20 protein-coding genes are annotated in these 22,151 nt (G+C 73.3%); 7 read left to right on the top strand and 13 right to left on the bottom strand.

The genetic code is table 11. The features are described 5' to 3' along the window. Positions 1-139: 139 nt before the first annotated feature. A complete protein-coding gene (locus D9753_RS26765; RefSeq protein ID WP_394346814.1) occupies positions 140-2,095 on the top strand; it encodes an ABC transporter ATP-binding protein in 1,956 nt (651 codons plus the stop codon). Positions 2,096-2,212: 117 nt separating this feature from the next. Here the strand turns inward: D9753_RS26765 and D9753_RS36705 are convergent, their stop codons facing one another. The 3 genes from D9753_RS36705 to D9753_RS26755 form a co-directional block, all read right to left on the bottom strand. Continuing rightward, positions 2,213-2,389: a hypothetical protein gene (locus D9753_RS36705; RefSeq protein WP_163010801.1), complete on the bottom strand. Its 177-nt coding sequence runs from the start codon at positions 2,387-2,389 to the stop codon at positions 2,213-2,215. 186 nt (positions 2,390-2,575) lie between these two features. After that, on the bottom strand, positions 2,576-3,244 hold the full coding sequence (locus tag D9753_RS26760) for a DUF899 domain-containing protein (protein ID WP_121789320.1): 669 nt from the start codon (positions 3,242-3,244) through the stop codon (positions 2,576-2,578). Positions 3,245-3,382: 138 nt separating this feature from the next. After that, positions 3,383-5,221 carry an FUSC family protein gene (locus tag D9753_RS26755; RefSeq protein WP_121789319.1) on the bottom strand — a complete coding sequence of 613 codons (1,839 nt, stop codon included), beginning with the start codon at positions 5,219-5,221 and terminating at the stop codon, positions 3,383-3,385. Between the two features lie 289 nt (positions 5,222-5,510). Between D9753_RS26755 and D9753_RS26750 the strand changes: the two genes are divergently transcribed. Next, positions 5,511-5,927, top strand: a complete 417-nt coding sequence (locus D9753_RS26750; RefSeq protein WP_121789318.1) for a RidA family protein — start codon at positions 5,511-5,513, stop codon at positions 5,925-5,927. Positions 5,928-6,017: 90 nt separating this feature from the next. Here the strand turns inward: D9753_RS26750 and D9753_RS26745 are convergent, their stop codons facing one another. From D9753_RS26745 to D9753_RS26730, 4 genes are all read right to left on the bottom strand, one after another. Continuing rightward, positions 6,018-6,713, bottom strand: coding sequence for a uracil-DNA glycosylase (locus D9753_RS26745; RefSeq protein ID WP_121789317.1), 696 nt, complete (start codon positions 6,711-6,713; stop codon positions 6,018-6,020). A gap of 83 nt (positions 6,714-6,796) precedes the next feature. After that, entirely contained in the window at positions 6,797-7,249 is a 453-nt protein-coding gene (locus D9753_RS26740; protein ID WP_121789316.1) for a DoxX family protein, read from the bottom strand. A gap of 192 nt (positions 7,250-7,441) precedes the next feature. Then, positions 7,442-8,134 (bottom strand): class I SAM-dependent methyltransferase, encoded by a 693-nt coding sequence (locus D9753_RS26735; RefSeq protein WP_121789315.1) that lies wholly within the window; start codon positions 8,132-8,134, stop codon positions 7,442-7,444. A 62-nt stretch (positions 8,135-8,196) separates the two neighbouring features. Further along, a complete protein-coding gene (locus D9753_RS26730) occupies positions 8,197-9,108 on the bottom strand; it encodes an acyltransferase domain-containing protein (RefSeq protein WP_121789314.1) in 912 nt (303 codons plus the stop codon). A 308-nt stretch (positions 9,109-9,416) separates the two neighbouring features. Here D9753_RS26730 and D9753_RS26725 point away from each other — a divergent pair, with 308 nt between their 5' ends. Continuing rightward, positions 9,417-9,743, top strand: a complete 327-nt coding sequence (locus tag D9753_RS26725; protein ID WP_121789313.1) for a DUF6343 family protein — start codon at positions 9,417-9,419, stop codon at positions 9,741-9,743. A 52-nt stretch (positions 9,744-9,795) separates the two neighbouring features. On the opposite strand, the gene D9753_RS26720 is transcribed toward D9753_RS26725, so the two are convergent. From D9753_RS26720 to D9753_RS26710, 3 genes are all read right to left on the bottom strand, one after another. Further along, on the bottom strand, positions 9,796-10,176 hold the full coding sequence (locus D9753_RS26720; protein WP_121789312.1) for a tetratricopeptide repeat protein: 381 nt from the start codon (positions 10,174-10,176) through the stop codon (positions 9,796-9,798). Positions 10,177-10,225: 49 nt separating this feature from the next. Then, on the bottom strand, positions 10,226-10,867 hold the full coding sequence (gene coaE / locus D9753_RS26715; protein ID WP_121789311.1) for a dephospho-CoA kinase: 642 nt from the start codon (positions 10,865-10,867) through the stop codon (positions 10,226-10,228). Positions 10,868-10,949: 82 nt separating this feature from the next. Beyond that, complete coding sequence (locus D9753_RS26710; protein WP_121789310.1) at positions 10,950-11,888, bottom strand: PAC2 family protein; 939 nt, start codon at positions 11,886-11,888, stop codon at positions 10,950-10,952. 191 nt (positions 11,889-12,079) lie between these two features. On the opposite strand from D9753_RS26710, the gene D9753_RS26705 reads away from it, so the two are divergent. Continuing rightward, complete coding sequence (locus tag D9753_RS26705; protein WP_121789309.1) at positions 12,080-12,955, top strand: right-handed parallel beta-helix repeat-containing protein; 876 nt, start codon at positions 12,080-12,082, stop codon at positions 12,953-12,955. A 182-nt stretch (positions 12,956-13,137) separates the two neighbouring features. Here D9753_RS26705 and rpsA read toward each other — a convergent pair whose 3' ends face one another. After that, positions 13,138-14,646 (bottom strand): 30S ribosomal protein S1, encoded by a 1,509-nt coding sequence (rpsA, locus tag D9753_RS26700; protein ID WP_121789308.1) that lies wholly within the window; start codon positions 14,644-14,646, stop codon positions 13,138-13,140. A 369-nt stretch (positions 14,647-15,015) separates the two neighbouring features. Here rpsA and D9753_RS26695 point away from each other — a divergent pair, with 369 nt between their 5' ends. Both D9753_RS26695 and hrpB read left to right on the top strand, forming a co-directional pair. Beyond that, positions 15,016-15,861 carry a class I SAM-dependent methyltransferase gene (locus D9753_RS26695; protein ID WP_121789307.1) on the top strand — a complete coding sequence of 282 codons (846 nt, stop codon included), beginning with the start codon at positions 15,016-15,018 and terminating at the stop codon, positions 15,859-15,861. A gap of 60 nt (positions 15,862-15,921) precedes the next feature. Next, the gene (hrpB, locus tag D9753_RS26690; protein WP_121789306.1) at positions 15,922-18,450 is read left to right on the top strand and encodes an ATP-dependent helicase HrpB; all 2,529 of its coding nucleotides are present in this window, start codon (positions 15,922-15,924) and stop codon (positions 18,448-18,450) included. Between the two features lie 162 nt (positions 18,451-18,612). Here hrpB and D9753_RS26685 read toward each other — a convergent pair whose 3' ends face one another. After that, a complete protein-coding gene (locus D9753_RS26685; RefSeq protein ID WP_121789305.1) occupies positions 18,613-20,430 on the bottom strand; it encodes a lytic transglycosylase domain-containing protein in 1,818 nt (605 codons plus the stop codon). A 319-nt stretch (positions 20,431-20,749) separates the two neighbouring features. On the opposite strand from D9753_RS26685, the gene D9753_RS26680 reads away from it, so the two are divergent. Continuing rightward, a complete protein-coding gene (locus tag D9753_RS26680; protein ID WP_121791307.1) occupies positions 20,750-21,610 on the top strand; it encodes a DUF4184 family protein in 861 nt (286 codons plus the stop codon). On the opposite strand, the gene D9753_RS37170 is transcribed toward D9753_RS26680, so the two are convergent. Further along, positions 21,528-21,929, bottom strand: coding sequence for a hypothetical protein (locus tag D9753_RS37170; RefSeq protein ID WP_205614273.1), 402 nt, complete (start codon positions 21,927-21,929; stop codon positions 21,528-21,530). The genes D9753_RS26680 and D9753_RS37170 overlap by 83 nt on opposite strands. Positions 21,930-22,151: the final 222 nt, after the last annotated feature.

Raw genomic sequence — 22,151 nt, 5'->3', positions numbered from 1 at the left:
GCCCAGTCGGTGCGCCGACCGCGATAGTGGCCGTTCCGGTGGGGCGCGGGAGGTCGTGGTGAGGAAGAGACGGGAGGTGGTCCAGCCCGCGGTGTCGGAGTCGGAGCGGCTGCTGTTCGGCGGGCCGCTGCGGTACGACATGGGCTGGAACAAACACGCGGACGCCTTCCTGGAGCTGGGCTTCCGGGCGATGATGACCCGGCTCCCGGGCATGCTGGCGTCCAGTCTGCGGCTGGCCCGGCAGGCCGACGCGCGGGCCGCCCGGGTGGTCATGGCCGCGGAGGTGGGCCGGGGTGTGACCCAGGCGGTGAGCCTGCTGGCGGTGAACAGCGCGCTCGGCAAGCTGCTCACCGGGCCGGACATCGGGCAGCGGCTGCACTCGGCGGCCCCCGCCCTGGTCGTGCTGGCCTGCGTGATGCTGCTGGCCGCCCTCCTGCGAGCCGCCTCCACCTACGCCACCGGGCGGCTGGAGCCCAAGGTGGAGCGGGTGGCGACCGAGCTGTATCTGGAGCGGGCGGCGAACGTGGAGCTGGCCGCGATCGAGGACCACGCCTTCCACAAGCTGCTGGACACGGCGCAGTACGGCGCCCGGTCCGCGCGGCACATGATCGGGCACGGCACCCGGGTGATCAACTCGATGATCTCGCTGGTCACCGCGGCGGGCGTGCTCACCGTGCTGCATCCGGGGCTGCTGCCGCTGCTGGTCACCATGACCCTGCCCAGCGCCTGGAGCGCGCTGACCAACGCCCGGCGCCGCTACGAGTCCTTCCATACCTGGGTGCAGCACGCCCGGGCCGGCCAGTTGATCGGCAACCTGCTCACCGAGCCGGCCGCCGCCCCGGAGATCCGGGTGCACGGGATGGGACCGTTCCTGCTGCGCCACTTCCGGTCCATGTCGGAGACGGCGGAGGCGGAACAGGCCCGGCTGTCCCGGCTGGCCGCCCGGACCGGTCTGATCGCCGCTGGCTGGACGGGGCTGGCGACCCTCGCGACGTACGCGACGCTCGGCGCGTTGCTGCTGGCCGGCGCCATGGCCCTGTCGGTGGCGGGTACGGCGGTGATCGCGGTCCGCACGGGCGCGGCGAGCCTGGACACGCTGGTCCTGGCGGTCAACGAGCTGCACGAGGAGGCTCTGTTCGTGGGCGATCTCCAGCGGCTTTACGTCGAGGCGGCCGAGCGGGCCATCCCCGTGGGCGGGGAGCCGCTGCCGGAGCACCCGGAGGAGATCCGCTTCGAGAACGTCACCTTCAGCTACCCGCGTGACCCGCAACCGCGGACGCCGGGCGCGCAACCGCGGACGCCGGGCGCGCATCCGCAGGACGGCGGTGAGCGGAGCACCTCGCGTCCCGCTCTGGACGACGTCACCCTCACCCTGCCCCTCGGGCGGATCATCGCGCTCGTCGGCGAGAACGGGTCGGGCAAGACCACGCTGGTCAAGCTGCTGGCGGGCCTGTACACGCCGGACCGCGGCCGGATCCTGTGGGACGGCGTCGATGCCGCCTGTGCCGACCGGCGGCTGCTCGCCGAGCGCGTCGCGATGGTGGCACAGGACTTCAAGCGCTGGCCGTTCACCGCCCGGGTCAACGTGGCCGTCGGCCGCTCCAGCGCGGCCATCACGGAGGAGCGGCTGGCCGCTTCGGTCGCCGAGGCGGGGGCCGCGGACGTGGTCGCGGATCTGCCGCGCGGCCTGGACACCCTGCTGGCCCGCAACTTCAGCGGCGGACACGAGCTGTCCGGTGGTCAGTGGCAGCGGCTCGGCATCGCCCGGGCCGCGTACCGGCGCGGGAGCATCCTGATCGTGGACGAGCCGACGGCGGCGCTGGACGCGCGGGCCGAGCTGGAGGTGTTCGAGAAGATCCGGGCGCTGGCGGGCAGCGGGCAGACGGTGGTCCTGATCACCCACCGGCTGGCGTCGGTCCGGCACGCCGATCTGGTGCACGTGCTGGAGCACGGCCGTCTGGTGGAGTCCGGCACTCCGGAGCAGCTACTGGCCAGGGGCGGTGTCTACGCCGAGCTGTACACGCTCCAGGCGGAGCAGTTCACGGCGAAGGCAACGGCGGCACCCCGGAAGGTACCCTCCCCCAAGCCGGCCTGAACGGTTCCCGTCCGAGCCGTTCCCGTGGGCCGCCCCTCCCGCCCGAGCCGCTCCGGGCGGGGCCGGCGGAGGAACCGGCGCCGGCTGGCCGACCCACCCGCTGACCGGTACAACGGCTCACTCGACGGCCTCGCTCCCCCGCACGATGACCAGGAACGTGTCCGTGGCGAGATCCATGACGACCTCCGCGGCCAGCCCCTCCAGACGTCGCGCGTGCGCGAACTCCTCCGCGGGCCAGGATCCCCGCGGACCTCCGGCGGAAAAGCGCTCGAGCACCGTTCGCCCGTTCACCATCTCGCACCTCCAGAAAGCGTCGTTCGTGTAGGAGTTAACGCTCTGGAGAGGGGAAACGCCTCGCTCAGTGACGCGACTGATACCTTCTCGACACCTGATCGGCGCGGACCGTGAGGATCCGTTCACCTTGTGACACGAACAGGACCGCATGTGCCCGGTTCCAGGGTCGGGGCAGGACCGTCCGTGTCATAGGTCGTACTCGTCGTGGAGGCGGAGGCGGTCGCTGCCCGCGGGGTTGCGGCCGAGCACCGTCAGATCGAGCAGGTCGGCGGTGGTACCGAGTCCGTCCAGTCCGTCGTCGAACACCGAGTACGTGTGGAAGACCCGGTCGTGCTCGCGCAGGAAGCAACTGAGGCCGGGGCGCTCGACCAGTTCCCCGTCCGACTCGACGGTGGCCTCGAAATCGCGGTTGAAGTCTCGGCCGGGGTCGTGGCCGCAGTCTCCCCGTCCCGAGGAGTACCAGGGCACCGTCCAGCCCATCCGGGCCTTGAACGGCAGGATCCGGGTGAACGGCGCCCGGGAGACGGCCGCGAAGGAGGTGTGCCGGGCGCGCAGATGGGCGAGGTGGCCGACCTGGTCCAGGAAGGCGGCGCAGCACAGGCAGCCGCTTCCCCACTCCGGCGCGAACGCGAAGTGGTGGACGACGAGCTGGGCCCGCCCCTCGAAGAGGTCGAGGAGAGTGGCCTTGCCGTCGCCGCCCTCGAAGACGTACTCCGGGTCGACCTCGGTCACGGGCAGCCGCCGCCGCTCGGCACCGAGGGCCTCACGGGCCCGTCCGACCGCCTCCTCCTTGCGCAGCAACTCCTCGCGCGCCGTGCGCCACTGCTCACGCGAGACGATCTCCGGAAGCGACATGGGCCCTCCTGTCCGACGGTCGGTTCCGGGTGGTGACCGTCGGTCCGAGCGGAACTCATCGCCTGGTACGGAGCGTTTTTCGGCCAGTCTCGTCCGGGCACCGCTGCACCTCCCGGCGCCCGGGCCGCTGTGGACCGGTCATGCCGCCACGGGCAGCGGCACCCGCTCCCCCCGCGTCTCCAGCTCTCCCAGTGCCTCCTGCAGTCGCCGCGTGTGCCGGGGGCTGAGCCGACCGGTGTCGTCCAGCTCCACGGCGCAGGCCGTCGTCGTGTCCACGAGCCGTTCCAGCACCTCGGCGACGGCGTCCGTGCCCTCGGTGTGCCGGGCGAGGGCGGGCAGTTCGGCGGCGGCGACCGCGATGGCGGTACGGGCCTCGGCGAGGGTGCGGTAGGCCTCCCGGCGCAGCGCCCACCGCTCGGCGCGGTCGCCGGACCCGCCGAGGACGTGCAGGAGGTAGGCGTGCGCGGCGTTCTCGGCCGCGGTGAGCCGGGACCGTACCCCGCCGCCGCGCTGCCCCGGCATCGGCAGGTGCCCGACGAGCAGCACGAGCACGCAGGCCAGCAGTGTCTCGCCGATCCGGCCCACGGAGGCCTGCGGTTCCCCGCCGGCCATGACCAGGGCGAGGACGAGGACGGTGACGACGGCGGTGAGCGCCGCGAAGTGCCGGGTGGCGACCGGTACGAGCGCGCCGCACACCGCGACCAGCGCGACGAGTCCGGCCGGGCGGGGCAGGAGCGCCGCGCAACCGGCGAACACCAGGGCGCCCAGCACGGTGCCGGCGGCCCGGCACAGCACACGGGAGGCGAGCGGGCCGAGATCGGGCTTGACGAGGAAGACGGCGGTGGCGGGCAGCCAGTACCAGTGCTCGTGCTGCCCGTACCAGCGTGCGTGGTGCAGGGCCTGGGCGATGGCGGCGCTGGCGCCGAAGCAGAGGGCGACGCGCAACCCGTACTCTCGTCCGCCGACCCCGAGCGCGGCACGCAGCGCCCGTCGGACGCCGCGGCGCCGGCCGGACAGCCCGTGGTGGGCGCCCTCGCCCCGGTCGAAGACCTCGGCGGCGCGCAGCAGGGCGTCGTCCAGGGCTCGCAGGGCGGGCGCCGACCGGTGCGGCGCGGGCAGCGGGCCGGGGCCGGTGCCGGTGCGGATCGCCGTGGCGAGCCGCCGCGGGCCCTCCCCCGTCCGCGCCGGCACCGGCTCTCCCGCCCAGTACAGGGCGGTGGCGGCCTCGGCGAGCGGCAGCGCCGCCGCGAACCGGGCGTGCAGCCGTCGCTCGGCGGCGGAGCCGGCGTACCGGCGCAGCCGGGGCCCGGCGAGGGCGTCCTGGGCGTGGTCGAGGGCGGCGGTGAGCGCGGCCCGCCGGGCCGTGGCGTGCTCCCCGCCCACGGCGTCGAGGAGGGCGGCGACCGCGTCGTACACGTCGGCGACCGCCGCTCGCTCCCCGTCGAACCTGAAGTCCCCGGGGAGCGAGCCGGGGGTGGGCAGGGCCAGCCGCAGGACGAGCAGCCAGCCGGCCCCGGCGAGGAAGGCCAGGGCGCGCTGCCAGCCGGGCTCGGCCGCCGGCATCCCGGCCCCGACGGCCGCGGCGACGAGCAGTTGGGTCCCGGCGGCGGAGGCGACGGGCCCGATCGCGCTGACGGCTCCGGCGACCAGCCCCAGCAGGGTGAGTGCGAGGGTCAGCGGTAGGGCGGCGAGCCCCTGCCCGGCGTATGTGCCCGCCAGCAGCCCGAGGGCACCGGCCAGTGCGGGCACCCCGAGCCGCTTCACGGAGGCCCGCCGGCTGCCGGGCCGGTCGTTGATGCCGGTCAGCATCGCGGCGATGGCGGCGAGCACCCCGACGGCCGTCCGCCCGCCGAGCAGGCCGGCGAGCAGCAACGGCCCGGCGGTGAGTGCGCCCCGGGTCACGGCGCTCCAGGGAACGGGACCTCGCTGGGCACGGAAGGCGTGGGCGAGCCAGGGGGGTGCGGCGGGCCGGGACAACGGGGCTCCTGTTCGTACGAGGGCGGGGTGGGCCTTCGGACGACGGCGGCCGGCGGACTGTGTTCCCACCGTAGAGCGTGTTCCCGGTGCGAACGGTGTGCTCACGTTTCACCCGTGTGAAAGGTGCCTGGCCGACCGGTTTCTTTATGAACGCAATCCCTGGCCGCCCTCCCGCCGTGCCCGGCGACGGCCCGGCGTCCGCCCCGAGCCGGATAATTCGGATGCGGTCGCGGCCGGGAGGGGACGATCATCGGGCAGTTGCCCATGGACCGTCCCAGGAGCCGCTTCCATGATCCAGCGCGTCACCGTCCCCACTCTTTTCCCTCCGCCCACCTATTCCCACACCTCTGTCGTGGAGGCCGGCACCAGGCTGGCGTTCCTCGCCGGGGCGGTGCCGCTCACCGCCGACGGCCACCTGGCGGGCCCGGGAGACCCCGTACGCCAGGCCGAGCAGGTCATCGCCAATCTGCGCGAGCAACTGCAAGCCGTCGGCAGCGACTTGGAGCATGTGATCGCCACGGAGGTGTACGTGGTCAGCAGCGAGACCGCGACCCTGTCCGCCGTGTGGGAGGTGGTCGAGGCGTCCGGCCTGAGCCGGGGGCCGCACTCGTCCACGCTGCTCGGCGTCGCCTGCCTCGGATACACGGGACAACTGGTGGAGATCACGGCCACGGCCGTGGTGCCGGACGCACCTGACCACGCCTGACCGGCCCGAGCGGCCTGAGCGGCAGGCTCAGACCGCGGTCTCGGGGGCCATGTCCGCAGGCCAGGGGGCGTGGACGCCCGGCGGTGGCCGTCACAGCAGCCCGGCCGTTCGCGCCGCCGTGCGCAGCACCTCGCGGAGCATCTCGGGGGTGAGGCGGCCGGTGAAGGTGTTGCGCTGGCTGACGTGGAAACAGCCGAACAGGTCGAGGCCGTCGAGCGCGACCCGGGTGCCGTGGGCGAAGGCCGGACGGGGCCGGGGCACGGTCCAGCCCGCTTGCGCGAACGCGGGCAGTGCGGCCTGCCAGCCGAAGGCGCCGAGGACGACCGCGGCCCGCAGTGTCGGGCGGAGCAGTGTCAGCTCCTGGACCAGCCAGGGCCGGCAGGTGTCGCGCTCACCCGGGGTCGGCTTGTTGGCGGGCGGGGCGCAGTGCACCGGTGCGGTGACGCGGACGCCGTACAGCTCCAGGCCGTCGTCGGCGCGGACGGACGTGGGTTGCGAGGCGAGCCCCACGTCGTACATCGCCTGGTAGAGCACGTCGCCGGAGCGGTCGCCGGTGAACATGCGGCCGGTGCGGTTGCCGCCGTGCGCGGCCGGGGCCAGACCGATGATCACCAGCCGGGCGTCGGCGGGCCCGAAGCCGGGGACCGGCCGCCCCCAGTACGTCTCGTCGGCGAACGCGGCCCGCTTGGTACGGGCCACTTCCTCGCGCCAGTCGACCAGCCGGGGGCAGGCCCGGCAGTCGGCGACGCGCCGGTCGAGGCGGCCGAGGGTACTGCTGTCGTCCATACCGTCCCGTGTGCCCCGAGGCACTCAGGCGAACGCAGCAGGCCCCCGGCTCCCCCGGCGTCGACGGTCGGGCGCCAGGGCTGTCACCGTCGGCCCAGCAGGCCCAGCAGATCCGTGTTGTGCTGCCGCCGAACCCAGGCGATCAGGAGGAGGGGTACGACGAGGATCAGCGGGGTCGCCGCGTTCTGGCCGTCGAACGCGGTGAGCTGGACGATGAACGCGCCGACCATGAGCGCGCCGAGGGCGAGAGCGGCCACGGACTGGAGCACCGGTATCAACAGCGCGACGGCTCCGGCGAGTTCGAGCGCGCCGATCGTGTACATGGCCCCGCTGCCCCAGCCGATCTTGTCGAAGGCCTCGACGGCCGACGGATGTGCGATGAGCTTGGGCAGGGCGCTCGCGACGCCGTAGAACAGGGCGAGCAGCACCTGCACGGTCCGCAGGGCGATCCGTAGCCCGCGTGCCCGGCCGGTGGCGGGCGAGCCGAGGCTGCTCGTGGGTGTCGTGGTGCCGACGGGAGCGGTGGTCTCCGACATGGATGTCTCCTGGTGAAGCGGTGCAGTGGTGCCGGTTGCTTTCACCGAGGTAGACCGGCCGGATGCCGGAAACTCATCGCCGGAGCGACCCCGAAGACGCCTCCGGAAGGCGCCCCTCCAGGACCCCTCCGGGACGCACCGTGCCCCATGGCGCCCGTTCCGTAGGCGCGGTCCCGTCGGCCCCCTCCGCCGTCACGCCCTGGGCAGTGCCCTCACCCAGATCCCGTCCGGGGTCAGATACGCGTCCACCTCCAGTCCCGCCTCCGCCAGCGCCGATTCGAACCGCTCCTTGGTCAGGGGCCGGGACAGGAACGTCTGTGTCCAGACCGCGTCGGGGAACACATACTCGGCGCGGACCGAGTTCACCCCGTCCCCGACCGGTTCCGCCGAGAGGATCCGCACGGTGAACCCGCTGGGGTCGACCCGCTCCCTCGGCACATCGGTGTGGTAGTCCTCGCCCTCGCGCTGGATGAGGACGCAGCCACCCGCCGCCACATGCCGGACGCAGGCACGCAACAGGTTTCCGCGCACCTCCTCGTCACCGGCGTGCACCAGGAACGAAGCGAGCGTCACCACGTCGAACGTCTCGTCCAGGTCGAGGCTCTCGATGGGACTGCATATCGTGCGCGCCCCGCGGACCCGGGCCAGCATGTCGGCGGACTCGTCCACCGCCGTGACCGTGAACCCGCGCTCCAGCAGGGCGTGGGTCACCCGGCCCACACCGCTGCCCAGTTCCAGGATGTGCGCCCCTGCCGGTACCGCCGCGGCGATGACGTCCGGCTCGCCGCCCACCGGCAGCCGCGCGTACAACTCCACCGCGCAGCCGTCCGGGGTGATGGCACCCGGGCCCGTGCCCTCGTATCCCTCACGCGAGTCGATCCTCATGCCCGTACAACGGCCCACCTTCGCACGCCCGTTCCCCTCCTCCCCCGGTTCACCCCTTCGAGTTAATCGGCGCGGAACGGGAACCATCCGTGCCCGGTGTACCAGTGGCCGCCCGCCCGCAGATGGTCGCCGACCGCCCGCTCCACGGACGTACGGCGGGGCAGCCCGGCTGCCGGGAGGTCCGGGCCCCCGAAGACGAACCGGACGGGTTCGGTGTCGGCCGGTTCGGTCTCGTCGCAGGCGATGCGGAACCGCTCCTGGAAGCGGACGATGCCGGATTCGGCGGGCAGGTAACGCCGCAACTGCCGGTCGAGGAGCCAGGAGTCGCACAGTACGGCGCCCGGCCGTTCCTCGGGGAAGTGGAGGGGGAAGAACGCGCGGGCCAGCGCCAGGGAGCGGTCGCAGGCGGACGGGGTCAGCGGGCCGTGGAAGTCGGGGACGTGCAGGATAAGGCAGGGTGTTCCGGGTGCCGCGTCCAGTCCGGCCGCCGCCGTCACCCGCGCCTCACGGTCCCCGAGCCGCGCCCGCTCGAACTGCAACCGGCCCAGTTGGTACAGCTCCCCGCGGAAATGGCGGACCAGCCGGCGCCGCGACTGCACACCGGTCCTGCGGTGCCGCCCGCGGTACGCGGCCATGTGCCGGCCCAGGTCGGCCAGGGTGCGCCGGGAGATCTCGGCCGGGATGCCGCGTGCCCGGTGATACGCCCGCGTACGCGGGAGGGCGGCGACGAAGACGTACACGGGGAAGACACCGGCCAGTTCGGCCGGGGCCGCGGCGAACGGCTCGGCGAGGTCGGGTGTGCGGCCCGTGTCCCACGGTTCCCGGAACAGTTCCTCGACGCAGTCCGTCAGGAGCCTGAGCGTGCCCGGGTCCCCGGTCACCCTGCGCCACCGCGCGACGAGTTCGTTGATGTCCTCGTGCGGCACGGCCAGGTCGAGGAGCAGTTCGGGCAGGTGGTCGATGTCCGGCAGCACGTGCGGTTCCCCCTGTCGGTTCCGGCGGACGGCGTCGCCGCGCGCGTCTCACCGAGCATGATCGGCGGTGATCGTTCCCGTGCGCCCGGCGTCGCTCCAGGTCGCCCGGCGCACGCTGTCGCACGTCCAGTGGCCGCCCGTGGACCCGGCACCGTCCGGCCGGCTGCCACTCCCGGTCACCCGTCGAGCCCGCCCCGCACGCCGCCTCACATCGCCCCGTCGGACGTTGACGCACACCGCCCCATCGGGCGTTGATGCCCCTCGTCATCGAAGAGTACGGTGCGAAGGAGGAGTGGAGTGGTGGTCCGATGCGCACCGGCAGTGAACCGAGGACCGCGCGCAGCCCCCTGCGGGCGCGGTTCTGGCTGAGCGTGTGGGGGCTGCTGTGGGCGGTCCTCGGCACGGCGGCGTTCGTGCTGGCCGGGCGCCCCGGCTGGGCGGTGGCCTGCGGGGTGCTGTCGCTGGTGATCGCCGTCGACATGGCCATGATCCTCAGGCACCTGCGCCAGGGCCCGCACTACCAGCCGGGCCGTGACATCCCGCCGTATCGGCCGCCGGATGCCGGACCGCCCCGCCCACGGCCCCCCTACCCCCGGCCGCCCCACCCCGGGCCGCCCGGACACCGGCACCCGTGATCGACGGCACCGGCGCAACGGCCGGCCGGGCGAGCGCCGGAGCGGCATGCCGTCAGGCCTCGAAGCGTGCGGCCTTCAGGTAGTCCGGGTTCGGGTCGAGCGCGGCGGCCAGCCGGAAGTGGCGCTTGGCCTGCTCGGGACGGTTCTGGCGCTCGTAGGTGCGGGCCAGCGCGAAGTGCGCGAAGGCGTTGTCCGGTTCACGTTCCAGCACGATGGTGAACTCCAGCTCGGCCGGTCGCAGTTGTGCCGCGGCGAAGAAGGCACGCGCGCGCAGCAGCCGGGCGGCGGTGTTCTCGGGGTGGGCGGCGATGACTCCGTCGAGCAGCTTGACCGCGCCCTGCGGGTCCCGCGCGTTGAGCAACTGCTCGGCGGCGCGGAAGTCGATCACATGGGTTTCCGGCGTGGGTCCGATGGAACCGCTGGTCTGGGGCACGACAGAGTCCTTCCCTCGCTCCACCGTTGCAACGCTCCGCGCGGGGCCGCTATTCCGCGGCCGCGCCGCCCTCGTCCCGCGCCGTGCCCGCGCCCCGACGGGCTCGCCGTACGAGGTCGTCCCAGACCTCGGCGACGCGCTTCCTCAGCGTGTCCAGGGGTACGTCGTTGTCGATCAGGATGTCGGCGATCTCCCGGCGTTGCTCGCGGGTCGCCTGCGCGGCCATACGCGCGCGTGCGTCCTCCTCGGTCATCCCGCGCAGCCGGACCAGCCGGTCGAGCTGGGTCGCGGGAGCGGCGTCGACGACGATCACCACCTCGTAGAGCGGCGCGAGGCCGTTCTCGGTGAGCAGCGGCACGTCGTGGAGGACGACGGCGTCCTCGGCCGCGGTGCTCTCCAGCTCGCGGGAGCGGGCGCCCACCAGGGGGTGAACGATCGAGTTGAGGAGGGCGAGCTTCTCGGGGTCGGCGAAGACGATCGAGCCGAGCCGGGGCCGGTCGAGGCTGCCGTCGGCGGCGAGGACGCCGGTGCCGAAGGCGTCGACCACGGCGGCGAGTCCGGGCGTGCCGGGCGCCACCACCTCGCGCGCGACGCGGTCCGCGTCGATCAGCACGGCCCCGTGTTCCACGAGCAGCCGCGACACCTCGCTCTTGCCGGCACCGATCCCACCGGTCAGGCCCACTGTCAGCATGAGCGGAAGCTTAGGCCCTGCCGCTGCGGGCGGACCCGGCGGAGGCCGGTTCCGCCCCGCCCGGCCCGCCGACGGGCCGAGGTCAGTTCTCGCCCTCGCGCTCCGCCAGGAACCGCTCGAACTCCTGCCCGATCTCGTCGGCCGACGGGATGTCCACGGCCTCGGCGATCATGTTGCCCCGGGTCTCGGCGCCCGCGGCGGCGTCGTACTGGTGCTCCAGGCCCTGCACGAGCGCGGTCAGCTCCTCGTCGCCCTCCTGGATCTGCCGGTCGATCTCGGTCTGCGTGCGGTGCGCGTCCGTGCGCAGCGCGTGCGCCACGCCGGGCAGGACCAGACCGGTGGCGGCCGTGATGGCCTCCAGGACGGTCAGGGCGGCGTCCGGGTACGGGGAACGGGCGATGTAGTGCGGGACGTGCGCGGCGACGCCCAGGACGTCGTGCCCGGCTTCCATGAGGCGGTACTCGACCAGCGACTCGGCACTGCCGGGCACCTGGGCCTCCTCGAAGGGGCTGCGGTGGCCGGGGACGAGGTCGTTGCGGTTGCCGTGCGGGGTCAGGCCCACGGGGCGGGTGTGCGGGACGCCCATGGGGATGCCGTGGAAGTTCACGGACAGGCGGACGCCGAGCCGCTCCACCATCTGCCGCACCGCCGCCGCGAACCGCTCCCACTCCACGTCCGGCTCCGGGCCCGACAGCAGCAGGAACGGGGCACCGGTGGCGTCCTGGACGAGGTGGACCTCGATGGCCGGGACCTCGTAGTCGGTCCAGCGGTCCCGCTTGAAGGTCAGCAGGGGCCGGCGGGCGCGGTAGTCCACGAGCCGGTCGTGGTCGAAGCCTGCCACGAGCTGGTGGGGCAGCGAGTCGAGCAGCCGGTCCACGATCTGGTCGCCGGTCTCACCCGCGTCGATGTATCCGTCGAAGTGGTAGAGCATGACCAGGCCGGCCGACTCCTGGGCGAGCGCCATGTCGACCACGGCCAGGCCCTTCGGCTCCCATGCGTACAAACCCTGCGGATCAAGCACTGTGACCGCCCCTCCTCGTGTTCCCCTCCCACAACGCGGCCCGGAGCGGAGGAATTCCCGCGACACGCCGCTGATCAGCGATCTCGCGCGCGGCCCCTTGACGGCCCGTCACCTGGTCCGTACCTTCACGACGATTCGGATTCATGGTGAGGTTCGCCGTTCATGTAGGAGAACGTACGACAGGAGCACTCATGCGCGCACGCACGTCGCTCATCTCTCTGCTCGCCACCACCCTCGCCGCCGGCGCCGCCCGGCCCGGCGACACGATCCATCTGGCGGACGGCACCTACACCGGCAACTTCAAGGCGGCGACGCCGGCCACGGCGTCCGCGCGCATCACCCTGACCGGCTCCCCCCGGGCCGTACTGACGGCCGGCGGCGGCTACGGCCTGCACCTGAACGGCGCCTCCTACTGGACGGTCAACGGCCTGACCGTGACCGGCGGCCAGAAGGGCATCATGATCGACGCTGCCGAGGGTGTCGTCGTGGACGGGGTCACGGTGCACGATCTGGACATGGAGGGCGTGCACTTCCGCGACTCCAGCACGGATGGCGTGATCAGGAACTCCAGGATCTTTGACACCGGGAACGACGGCCGGGGCATGGGCGAGGGCGTGTACGTGGGCACCGCCAACACGCTCACCGACCGGAGCGACCGCATCCAGATCGTGGGCAACACGATCGGCCCGGACGTGGGCGGCGAGAACGTCGACATCAAGGAGGGCACGACGGGCGCCCGGATCATCGGCAACACCTTCGACGGGAGCGGCCTGACGGGTGCGGACTACGACGACTCCTGGGTCGACGTGAAGGGCAACGACGTACTCGTGCAGGACAACACGGGCAGCGGCACCACCAACGACGGCTACCAGACCCACACCCAGCAGTCCGGCTGGGGCTGCGGCACGGTCTTCGAAGGCAACCGGTCGACGTTGACCGGCGCGACCGGTCCGACACGTCTGGCCATCGACGTCACCAACGACAGCGCCACCTGCCGGACGACGGTCCACAGCACCAATACCGTGACGGGCGGCAGGGGCTTGACCAACGTCCAGGTGACGCCGTAGGCGGCTGGTTGGACCGCGCGGCAGACCACAGCCGGCAGCGCACAGCCGGGCGGGCACAACCGTCGGCAGTCCACCGCCGGCCGGGCGGGGAAGCATCCTGCGGCCCGGGAAACGCCTGAGGGGCCGTACCTCGAAAGGTACGGCCCCTCAGCCGACTATCGGCTAAGCCTCAGCGGCAGCGATCAGCTCTGGCCGCCGGCCAGCTTCTCGCGCAGCGCGGCCAGCGCCTCGTCCGAGGCCAGGGCACCGGAGGTGTCCGCGCCCTCGGAGGAGTACGAACCGCCGCCGCCGCCACCACCGGCGGACGCCGCCGGAGCCGCAGCCTCGCCACCCTCGGCCGCAGCGGCCTCGTCGGCCTCGCGGGACTTGATGACCTGCTGCTGGTGCTGCTCGAAGCGGGACTGCGCCTCGGCGTACTGGTGCTCCCACGCCTCCCGCTGGGTCTCGTAGCCCTCGAGCCAGTCGTTGGTCTCGGGGTCGAAGCCCTCGGGGTAGATGTAGTTGCCCTGGTCGTCGTAGGACGCGGCCATGCCGTACAGGGTCGGGTCGAACTCGACCGAGGCCGGGTCCGTACCGAAGGCCTCGTTGGCCTGCTTCAGCGAGAGGCTGATGCGACGACGCTCGAGGTCGATGTCGATGACCTTGACGAAGATCTCGTCGTTGACCTGGACGACCTGCTCCGGGATCTCCACGTGGCGCTCGGCCAGCTCGGAGATGTGGACCAGACCCTCGATGCCCTCGTCCACGCGGACGAACGCACCGAACGGAACCAGCTTCGTGACCTTGCCGGGCACGACCTGGCCGATCTGGTGGGTGCGGGCGAACTGCTGCCACGGGTCTTCCTGGGTCGCCTTCAGCGACAGGGAGACGCGCTCGCGGTCCATGTCCACGTCGAGGACCTCGACGGTGACTTCCTGGCCGACCTCGACAACCTCGGAGGGGTGGTCGATGTGCTTCCAGGACAGCTCGGAGACGTGGACCAGACCGTCGACGCCACCCAGGTCCACGAAGGCACCGAAGTTGACGATCGAGGAGACCACGCCGGAGCGGACCTGACCCTTCTGGAGGGTCGTGAGGAAGGTCTGGCGGACCTCGGACTGGGTCTGCTCGAGCCAGGCACGGCGGGACAGGACCACGTTGTTGCGGTTCTTGTCCAGCTCGATGATCTTGGCCTCGAGCTCCTTGCCCACGTAGGGCTGGAGGTCGCGGACGCGGCGCATCTCGACCAGCGAGGCCGGAAGGAAGCCACGGAGGCCGATGTCGAGGATGAGACCACCCTTGACGACCTCGATGACGGTACCGGTGACGATCCCGTCCTCTTCCTTGATCTTCTCGATGGTGCCCCAGGCACGCTCGTACTGGGCGCGCTTCTTCGAGAGGATCAGGCGGCCTTCCTTGTCCTCCTTCTGGAGAACAAGGGCCTCGATCTCGTCACCGACGGCGACGACCTCGTTGGGGTCGACGTCGTGCTTGATCGAGAGCTCGCGGCTCGGGATCACACCTTCGGTCTTGTAACCGATGTCGAGCAGGACCTCGTCCCGGTCGACCTTCACGATGACGCCGTCGACGATGTCGCCGTCGTTGAAGTACTTGATCGTCTCGTCGATCGCGGCGAGGAAGGCTTCCTCGTTACCGATGTCGTTGACCGCTACCTGCGGGGTGGTGGCGGTGGTCTCGGTGCTGCTCGTCATGTGGGAAAGGGCTCCGGTACGGACATTGAAGTCGTAGGTACTGCTTACGCCGGGAGCCCGTTTCGCTCTGAAGAAGCCGGACAGCCAAGGAAGCGCCACTTGAGCACCGGGTACCCGGTGGCGCCTCGACAACCGAGGGGACATACAACAGATGCGAGCGCAGCCTGCTACGTCTGAGGAGCGCAGGCCCGCAGCGCAACTTGTAGCATACGGGGGCAGCCGGGCAGGGTCAATGCGCGAAGGCGCACACCCGGGGCGGATCACCGCATACCCGGCACAAGAAATGTCTCAGCGGGCCGCGCGGGCCCGCAGAAGTCCTCCCGTGGGACCCCTGAGCGGGTTGGACGGAAGGATACGACGAGGGAGCCGATCATCCAAGAGCCGGAAGCATACGAACCGGAGGGCTCCGAGGGGTTCGAGCCGGAGGCCACCCGGCGTCACGCGGACGTCACGGAGAGCGCGCGGGCCAACCGCGGCTGGTGGGACCGCAACGCCGACGAGTACCAGACCGAGCACGGCACGTTCCTCGGCGACGACCGCTTCGTGTGGTGTCCGGAGGGCCTGGACGAGGTGGAGGCCGAGCTGCTCGGCCCCGCGGAGGAGCTGAAGGGCAAGGCGGTCCTGGAGATCGGCGCCGGTGCGGCGCAGTGCGCGCGCTGGCTGGCCGCGCAGGGCGCCCGCCCGGTGGCCCTGGACCTCTCGCACCGGCAGTTGCAGCACGCGCTGCGGATAGGCGGCTCGTTCCCGCTGGTCTGCGCCGACGCCGGCGCGCTGCCCTTCGCCGACGGGTCCTTCGACCTGGTCTGCTCCGCGTACGGCGCGCTGCCGTTCGTGGCCGATCCGCGGCTGGTGCTGCGTGAGGTGCACCGGGTGCTGCGGCCGGGTGGCCGGTTCGTGTTCTCGGTGACCCATCCGATCCGCTGGGCGTTCCCGGACGAGCCGGGCCCCGAGGGCCTGTCGGTGGCCTCCTCCTACTTCGACCGCACGCCCTACGTGGAGCAGGACGACGAGGGCCGCGCGGTCTACGTGGAACACCACAGGACGCTCGGTGACCGGGTGCGGGACATCGTGGCGTCGGGTTTCCGGCTGGTGGACCTGGTGGAGCCGGAGTGGCCGGCCTGGAACACCTCGGAGTGGGGTGGCTGGTCGCCCCTGCGCGGGCACCTGATCCCGGGCACGGCGGTCTTCGTGTGCGAGCGGGACCAAATCTCCTAGGCGGCCTCCACTTGGGTGCGCGCGTGGGAGCGGTTCTCGCCGTCGTACGACACTGGGGGCGTGATCCGTGACGACGCCCTCGACGCGCTGCCCGTGCGTTCCGCCCTGCCCGCCCTGACCGACGCCCTGGAGGGCGGCGGCGCCGCCGTGCTGGTGGCGCCGCCCGGCACGGGGAAGACGACCCTGGTGCCGCTGGTGCTCGCGGGGCTGGTCGGCGGCGGTCCCGCGCGGCGGGTGGTGGTGGCCGAGCCGCGGCGGATCGCGGCCCGGGCGGCTGCCCGGCGCATGGCCTGGTTGCTCGGCGAGAAGCCGGGCGACAGCATCGGCTTCACGGTGCGCGGCGAGCGGGTCGTGGGACGGCACACGCGCGTGGAGGTCGTGACGACGGGTGTCCTGTTGCAGCGGCTCCAGCGCGACCAGGAGCTGGCCGGTACCGATGCCGTCGTCCTCGACGAGTGCCATGAGCGGCATCTGGACGCCGACACGGTGGCCGCGTTCCTGTGGGACGTGCGGCAGACGCTGCGGCCGGACCTGCGGCTGGTGGCCGCGTCGGCGACCACCGACGCCGGGGGGTGGGCGCGGCTGCTCGGCGGGGCGCCGGTGGTCGAGGCGACCGGCGTGACGCATCCCGTGGACCTGGTGTGGTCTCCCCCGGCGCGTCCGGTACGGCCGCCGCACGGGATGCGGGTGGACCCCGCGCTGCTGGCCCACGTGGCGGCGGTGGTGCGGCGGGCGCTGGAGGAGCGGGAGGGGGATGTGCTGTGCTTCCTGCCCGGCGTCGGCGAGATCGCGCGCGTGGCCGGGCAACTGGGGGACCTGGGGGCGGTGGACGTGCTCCAGGTGCACGGGCGGGCGCCGGCCGCGGTGCAGGACGCGGTGCTGGCGCCCGGGGAGCGACGCCGGGTGGTGCTGGCGACGTCCGTGGCGGAGTCGTCGCTGACGGTGCCCGGGGTGCGGGTGGTGGTGGACTCGGGGCTGGCGCGCGAGCCGCGGGTGGACCACGCGCGCGGGCTGAGCGGGCTCACGACCGTACGGGCGTCGCGGGCGGCCGGGCGGCAGCGGGCGGGGCGGGCCGGGCGTGAGGCGCCGGGGGCGGTGTACCGGTGCTGGGCGGAGGCCGAGGACGGCCGGCTGCCGGCGTTTCCGGCGCCCGAGATCAAGGTGGCCGATCTGACGGCGTTCGCCCTTCAGGCGGCCTGCTGGGGCGTGCCGGACGCCTCCGGGCTGGCGTTGCTGGATCCGCCGCCGGGCGGGGCGATGGCGGCGGCGCGGGAGGTGCTGGCTGCCGTGGGCGCGGTGGACCGCGCCGGGCGGGCCACGGAGCTGGGTGTGCGGCTGGGCCGGCTGGGGGTGCATCCGCGCCTGGGCCGGGCCCTGCTGGACACCGCCGGTGGGGGCGCGGAGGTCGTCGCCCTGCTCTCCGAGGAGGTGCCGAGGGAGTACGGGGACGATCTCGCGGGTGCTCTGCGGCGTGCCCGGCACGGGGGTGACGCCTACGCGGGGCGGTGGGCCGCGGAGGTACGGCGGCTGCGGGCCGTCTCGGCGGAGGTCTCCCGTCCGCCCGCCGGAAGGGCGGACCCGGGTGGTGCCGTCCGGGTCGGACCCGGCACGGGTGACGACCGCCTCGCCGGGATCGTGGCGTCGCTGGCCTTCCCCGAGCGTGTCGCCCGGCTCGACGGCGGGTCGTATCTCATGGTCTCCGGGACGCGGGTGGAGCTGGGCGACGGGTCGGCGCTGCGGGGGGCGCCCTGGATCGTGGTCGCGGTCGCCGGCCGGCCCGGCGGGACGGGGCACGCGCGCGTGCGGCTGGGGGCCGCCGTGCCGGAGGACGTGGCGCTGGCCGCCGCGGGGGCGCTTCTGGAGGAGCGGGAGGAGGTGCGCTGGGCCGACGGGGACGTCGTGACCCGGCGCGTGGAGCGGCTGGGGGCGGTCGAGCTGGCCGTACGGCCCCTGAGGGACGCGCGTCCGGCACTCGTACGCGCCGCCCTCCTGGAGGGGCTCCGTCAGGAGGGACTGGGGCTGCTGCGCTGGCCGCCCGGGGCGGAACTGCTGCGGCAGCGGCTGGCGTTCCTGCGCACCCACCTCGGACAGCCGTGGCCGGACGTGTCGGACGAGGCGCTGCACGCGCGCGTGGACGAGTGGCTGGAACCGGAGCTGGGCCGGGCCCGGCGGCGGGCGGATCTCGGGCGGATCGACGCCGGGCAGGCACTGGCGCGGCTGCTGCCCTGGGCGGGCGGGGAGGCGGCCCGGCTGGACGAGCTGGCGCCCGAGCGGATCACCGTGCCGAGTGGGTCCAGGGTCCGGATCGACTACGGGGATCCGGAGCGGCCGGTGCTCGCGGTGAAGCTCCAGGAGATGTTCGGGCTCCAGGAGACGCCGGCCGTGGCGGGGGTGCCGTTGCTCGTCCACCTGCTCTCCCCCGCCGGACGGCCCGCCGCCGTCACGGCCGACCTCGCCTCCTTCTGGCGGGACGGCTACCGGGCCGTGCGCGCGGAACTGCGCGGGCGCTATCCCCGGCATCCGTGGCCCGAGGACCCGGCGGCGGCACGGGCGACCCGGCACACGAAGGCGCGGGCGGACCGGGGTTGACCGCGGGGAAGCGCGGGGTGAGGAGTTCGACGGGCTGCTCGCTTCACCGTCACCGACTTTGACGGGGCGTCGGATGGGCGCGGCGATGCGCGGGTGGGGCGACGACGGCGGGCGCCCTGTCCCGCCGGAGCGGGGAGGGCGCCCTTTCGGTCGTGTGCGGGCTCAGGAGGCGGCGGATCCCGTCGGGGACGGGGCGTTCGGGGACGGAGTGGTCGGAGTGGTCGGGGACCCGGCGGGGGCGACCTTCAGTTCGAGGGTGAGGGTCGCGCCGCCGGTGGTGGTGATGCGGAGCAGGAAGGTGCCGGTGGTGTCGTCCGCGTACAGCTTCGGCAGGGTGAGCAGGCCCTTGTCGTCCGTCTCCAGGGTGGTGAGGGTGCGTACGGGCTTGCCGTCGGCGTCCTTGAAGTAGGGGCCCTTGTCGTTCTCGGTGGCGTCGGTCGCGGACCTGACCAGGGTGGCGGTGGCCGCGACCTTGTCCGCGACGGTGCCCAGGTACGTCGCCTTCACCTGGACCCGGTCGGCGAACTCACCGCTCGGGGCGCAGGTCAGCGGGGTGTCGCCGATGCGGGCCAGGGCGTCGGCGGCGCGCGCGGTGACCGTGGCGGTGTAGTCGACGCCCTTGACCGGGCGGCCCACGACGGACACGGTGACCTTGAAGTCACCGGTCTTCTCGCCGGCCCGGAGCGCCGGGGCGAGCGCGACGCCCTTGGCGTCGGTGGCGACCGTCGCCACGGTCTCGCCGCCGGTGAAGGTGGCGTCGGTGCCGCCGGTGATGGTGAACCGGAGCCTGACCTTGGCGACCGACTTGCCGACCTTGGTCTCGGCGCGGGCGCTGATCCGGTCGGTGAAGGCGTCGCCGGCCATCGCGGTGAGCCTCCCCGTGCCCGCGTCCTCCAGGTGGTCCACCAGGTCGGTGTTGGACGGCGGGGGCGTCGGCGGGACGGGGGGCGTCGGCGGCTTCGGGTCGGGGGTCTCGTGCCCGCCGTTGCCGTTGCCGTTCCCGCCGTTGTCACCTCCGCCGTTGCCGTGGTCGCCCTTGCCGTCGTCCTTGCCGGGCCTATCGGGCTTGCCGGGCTTGTGGGGCTTCGGGGCGGGCTCGGTCGTCGACGGGTGTGTGGGCAGCGGGGAGACGGGGAGGCCGGAGCCGGTGTCGCTGCGGTGCTCGGGCACCCCGCCGGTGCCGTCGGGGATGGAGTGGGTGCCCTTGCGGTAGTACTCCATCCAGTTCAGGACCAGGTCGAGGTAGTCCTGCGAGTTGTTGTAGCTGAGGATCGCCCGGTGCAGCTCGGCCTCTTGGGACAGGTCCCAGCCGTTGCGGCACAGGTAGTGGCCCGCGGCGAGCGCTGCGTCGTAGACGTTGTTGGGGTCCTTCTTGCCGTCGCCGTTGCCGTCGCGGCCGGCCCAGGCCCAGGTGGACGGGATGAACTGCATGGGGCCGATGGCCTGGTCGTACGCGCTGTTGCCGTCGTACGCGCCGTCGTCGGTGTCCGCGATGAGCGCGAAGCCGTTGCCGTCCAACTGCGGGCCCAGTATCCGGCGCAGTGTGGTGCCGCCGGCGTCGACCTGGCCGCCGCGGGCCTGCCCCGACTCCACGTTGCCGATGGCGGCGAGGAGTTGCCAGGGCAGGTTGCAACCGGGCTTGGAGGCGCGCAGGTCGGCCTCCGCTTTCTTGTACGCGTCCAGGACCGTCGCCGGGATGCCGCCCTCGGCCCTGCTGACGGGGGTGGACGGGCCAGCGCTCGACGAGGGACTCGGGCTGGGGCTCTTCAGCGGGGGCAGGTCCGTGTAGTACGGCGAGTTGCCGGTGGCGTTGCCGTCGGTGTCCGGCGCGGGCGCGGCGGCACCGGCCGCCGTCTGTCTGCCGTGCTCCTCGCCGGCCGCTCCCGGAGCCTGGGACGCGGAAAGAGCCGCGACCGCCGCCGCAGCCACGGCGGTGCTCGCCGCTCCCTTGCGCAGTCGCCTGCCGAAATGCGCCGCCATGAAGTGAACCCCTCCCGTGGACGCCCGTGCGTCCGTCTCCGCCCGACTGCCTCGCTCTGGTGTGACGGTTGACCCGGTGCTGTGGTTGCCCCTGTTCCGCATTTCCATGTGTGCGATATGCGTTCGACCGCGCGTGAGGCACGGTGACGCAGGTGACCCTACGACAACTTGCTGTGAGCGGGCACCCGTTCGGACCCGATTCCGGTGGCCGGCCGGCGTTCGCCGGCGGGAACGTGCCCGCATGACGGTCCCGCATACTGGGGCGGACCCGATCACCGGCGCCGAGCCCCGGTCCGGTGACCGCTCCAGGGGGTTTCCGTTGCCGTTCACACTCAGCCATGCGGCAGCCGTGCTGCCCGCGATCCGCCGGGACGGGAGCGGCCGCGGCCGGCTGGTGCCCGCGGTGCTCGTCACCGGTTCCTTCGCACCCGACGTGCCCTACTACGCGGCCGGGATCCTGCCGGGCGGCATGGAGTCCGGCACGGTCACACACGCTTTCACGGGTGTCGTCACCGTCGACGTCCTCATCGCCTGGGCGCTCACGGGGCTGTGGCTGCTGGTCCGGGGACCGTTGCTCGCGCTGCTGCCGACGGCCCGGCAAGGAGCGCCGGCCGCCCTGCTGCGCCTCGGTGCGCCACGCGCGCGCGTGGGCGCCCGCGCGACGGGCCGGTGGTACGGCTCCGCGGTGCTCGGCGCGCTCACCCATGTGATGTGGGACGCGTTCACGCATCACGACCGGTGGGGGACGCGGCTGATCCCGGCCATCGGGCGGGACCGTCCGGCGGGCATGCCGTTGTTCACGTGGCTTCAGTACGGGTCGTCCGTGGCGGGTGCCGTGGCGATCGCCCTGTTCGTGGTCCGTGCGCTGCGGCGGGCGCCGGGCGGGACGCCGCCGGGGGTGCCCGTGCTGTCCGTACGGGACCGGTGGTGGGCGCTCGCGGTGATCGGCGGCTGCGCGCTGGCCGGAGCGGTGCAGCGGGCGGCGGGGTGGTGGGAGCACCGGGGGGCGGTGGTGCGGCCGTGGGAGCTGGTGCCCACCCTGTGCTTCGGGGTGGGCGCCGGGGTGGTGCCGGGGCTGCTGCTGTACGCCGTCGGGGTCAGGGTCCGGCGTCCGGCCGTGGATTTCGGGGCCCCTGGTGGGGCGACCGGTGCGGGCCGGGAGCGGCCGGTCGCTCGGTGAAGGACGCCACGAAGACGGTGAGGGTGTACCGGGGACGTGCCCTCGGGGGCTGCGTGAGCGCGAGGGCGAGGCAGGCGCGGGCCAGGCCGGCCCACTGGCGCCGGTCGGGGATGCGGGCCGTACGGCCGGCGAGCCGGCGCCGGAGGTCCCTGGTGACCCTGCGGACGGTGACGGCCAGGTCGGCCGGGTTGCGGGCGGTGCTTGCGTCGGCCGCGAGAGCCGGGACCCGCGTGGGGGGCATGGCCTGCGCCGAGAAGGTGTCCGCCCAGGCCCGGGGCACTGCCTCGGGCGTCCGGCGGTGAAGCATGCGTATACCCATGCCCGCAGTGTTGCGGCTGCGGGGGGTGGTGGGCGTTCTGACGGGGGCCACGAGAGTGACGGCCCCTGCGGGAAACCGTCCTGTCCGCCGCGCGGCATCCGGCGCGTTGCGCAGGTGGGGGGGGTACCGGGCGGCACCGGACTCCGACGCCGAGGGAATCGGCCGGCCGGGGTGGCCGACCGGCGCGGCGGCGGGGCGCGCCGATGGGACGGGAGGGGCTTG

The organism is Streptomyces dangxiongensis (assembly GCF_003675325.1).
Taxonomy (GTDB): domain Bacteria; phylum Actinomycetota; class Actinomycetes; order Streptomycetales; family Streptomycetaceae; genus Streptomyces; species Streptomyces dangxiongensis.
Note: the sequence above shows the minus strand (reverse complement) of the source record. Positions and strands in the feature narration are given on the sequence as shown.

What these genes read in the sequence shown, in the direction of transcription:
- D9753_RS26740 (WP_121789316.1), bottom strand. Translation starts at nt 7,249, where the DNA reads ATGTCGGAGACCACCGCTCCCGTCGGCACCACGACACCCACGAGCAGC.
- D9753_RS26745 (WP_121789317.1), bottom strand. Translation starts at nt 6,713, where the DNA reads ATGGACGACAGCAGTACCCTCGGCCGCCTCGACCGGCGCGTCGCCGAC.
- D9753_RS26735 (WP_121789315.1), bottom strand. Translation starts at nt 8,134, where the DNA reads ATGAGGATCGACTCGCGTGAGGGATACGAGGGCACGGGCCCGGGTGCC.
- D9753_RS26765 (WP_394346814.1), top strand. Translation starts at nt 140, where the DNA reads ATGGGCTGGAACAAACACGCGGACGCCTTCCTGGAGCTGGGCTTCCGG.
- coaE (WP_121789311.1), bottom strand. Translation starts at nt 10,867, where the DNA reads ATGCTGACAGTGGGCCTGACCGGTGGGATCGGTGCCGGCAAGAGCGAG.
- D9753_RS26705 (WP_121789309.1), top strand. Translation starts at nt 12,080, where the DNA reads ATGCGCGCACGCACGTCGCTCATCTCTCTGCTCGCCACCACCCTCGCC.
- D9753_RS37170 (WP_205614273.1), bottom strand. Translation starts at nt 21,929, where the DNA reads ATGGGTATACGCATGCTTCACCGCCGGACGCCCGAGGCAGTGCCCCGG.
- rpsA (WP_121789308.1), bottom strand. Translation starts at nt 14,646, where the DNA reads ATGACGAGCAGCACCGAGACCACCGCCACCACCCCGCAGGTAGCGGTC.
- D9753_RS26725 (WP_121789313.1), top strand. Translation starts at nt 9,417, where the DNA reads ATGCGCACCGGCAGTGAACCGAGGACCGCGCGCAGCCCCCTGCGGGCG.
- D9753_RS36705 (WP_163010801.1), bottom strand. Translation starts at nt 2,389, where the DNA reads ATGGTGAACGGGCGAACGGTGCTCGAGCGCTTTTCCGCCGGAGGTCCG.
- D9753_RS26760 (WP_121789320.1), bottom strand. Translation starts at nt 3,244, where the DNA reads ATGTCGCTTCCGGAGATCGTCTCGCGTGAGCAGTGGCGCACGGCGCGC.
- D9753_RS26750 (WP_121789318.1), top strand. Translation starts at nt 5,511, where the DNA reads ATGATCCAGCGCGTCACCGTCCCCACTCTTTTCCCTCCGCCCACCTAT.
- D9753_RS26685 (WP_121789305.1), bottom strand. Translation starts at nt 20,430, where the DNA reads ATGGCGGCGCATTTCGGCAGGCGACTGCGCAAGGGAGCGGCGAGCACC.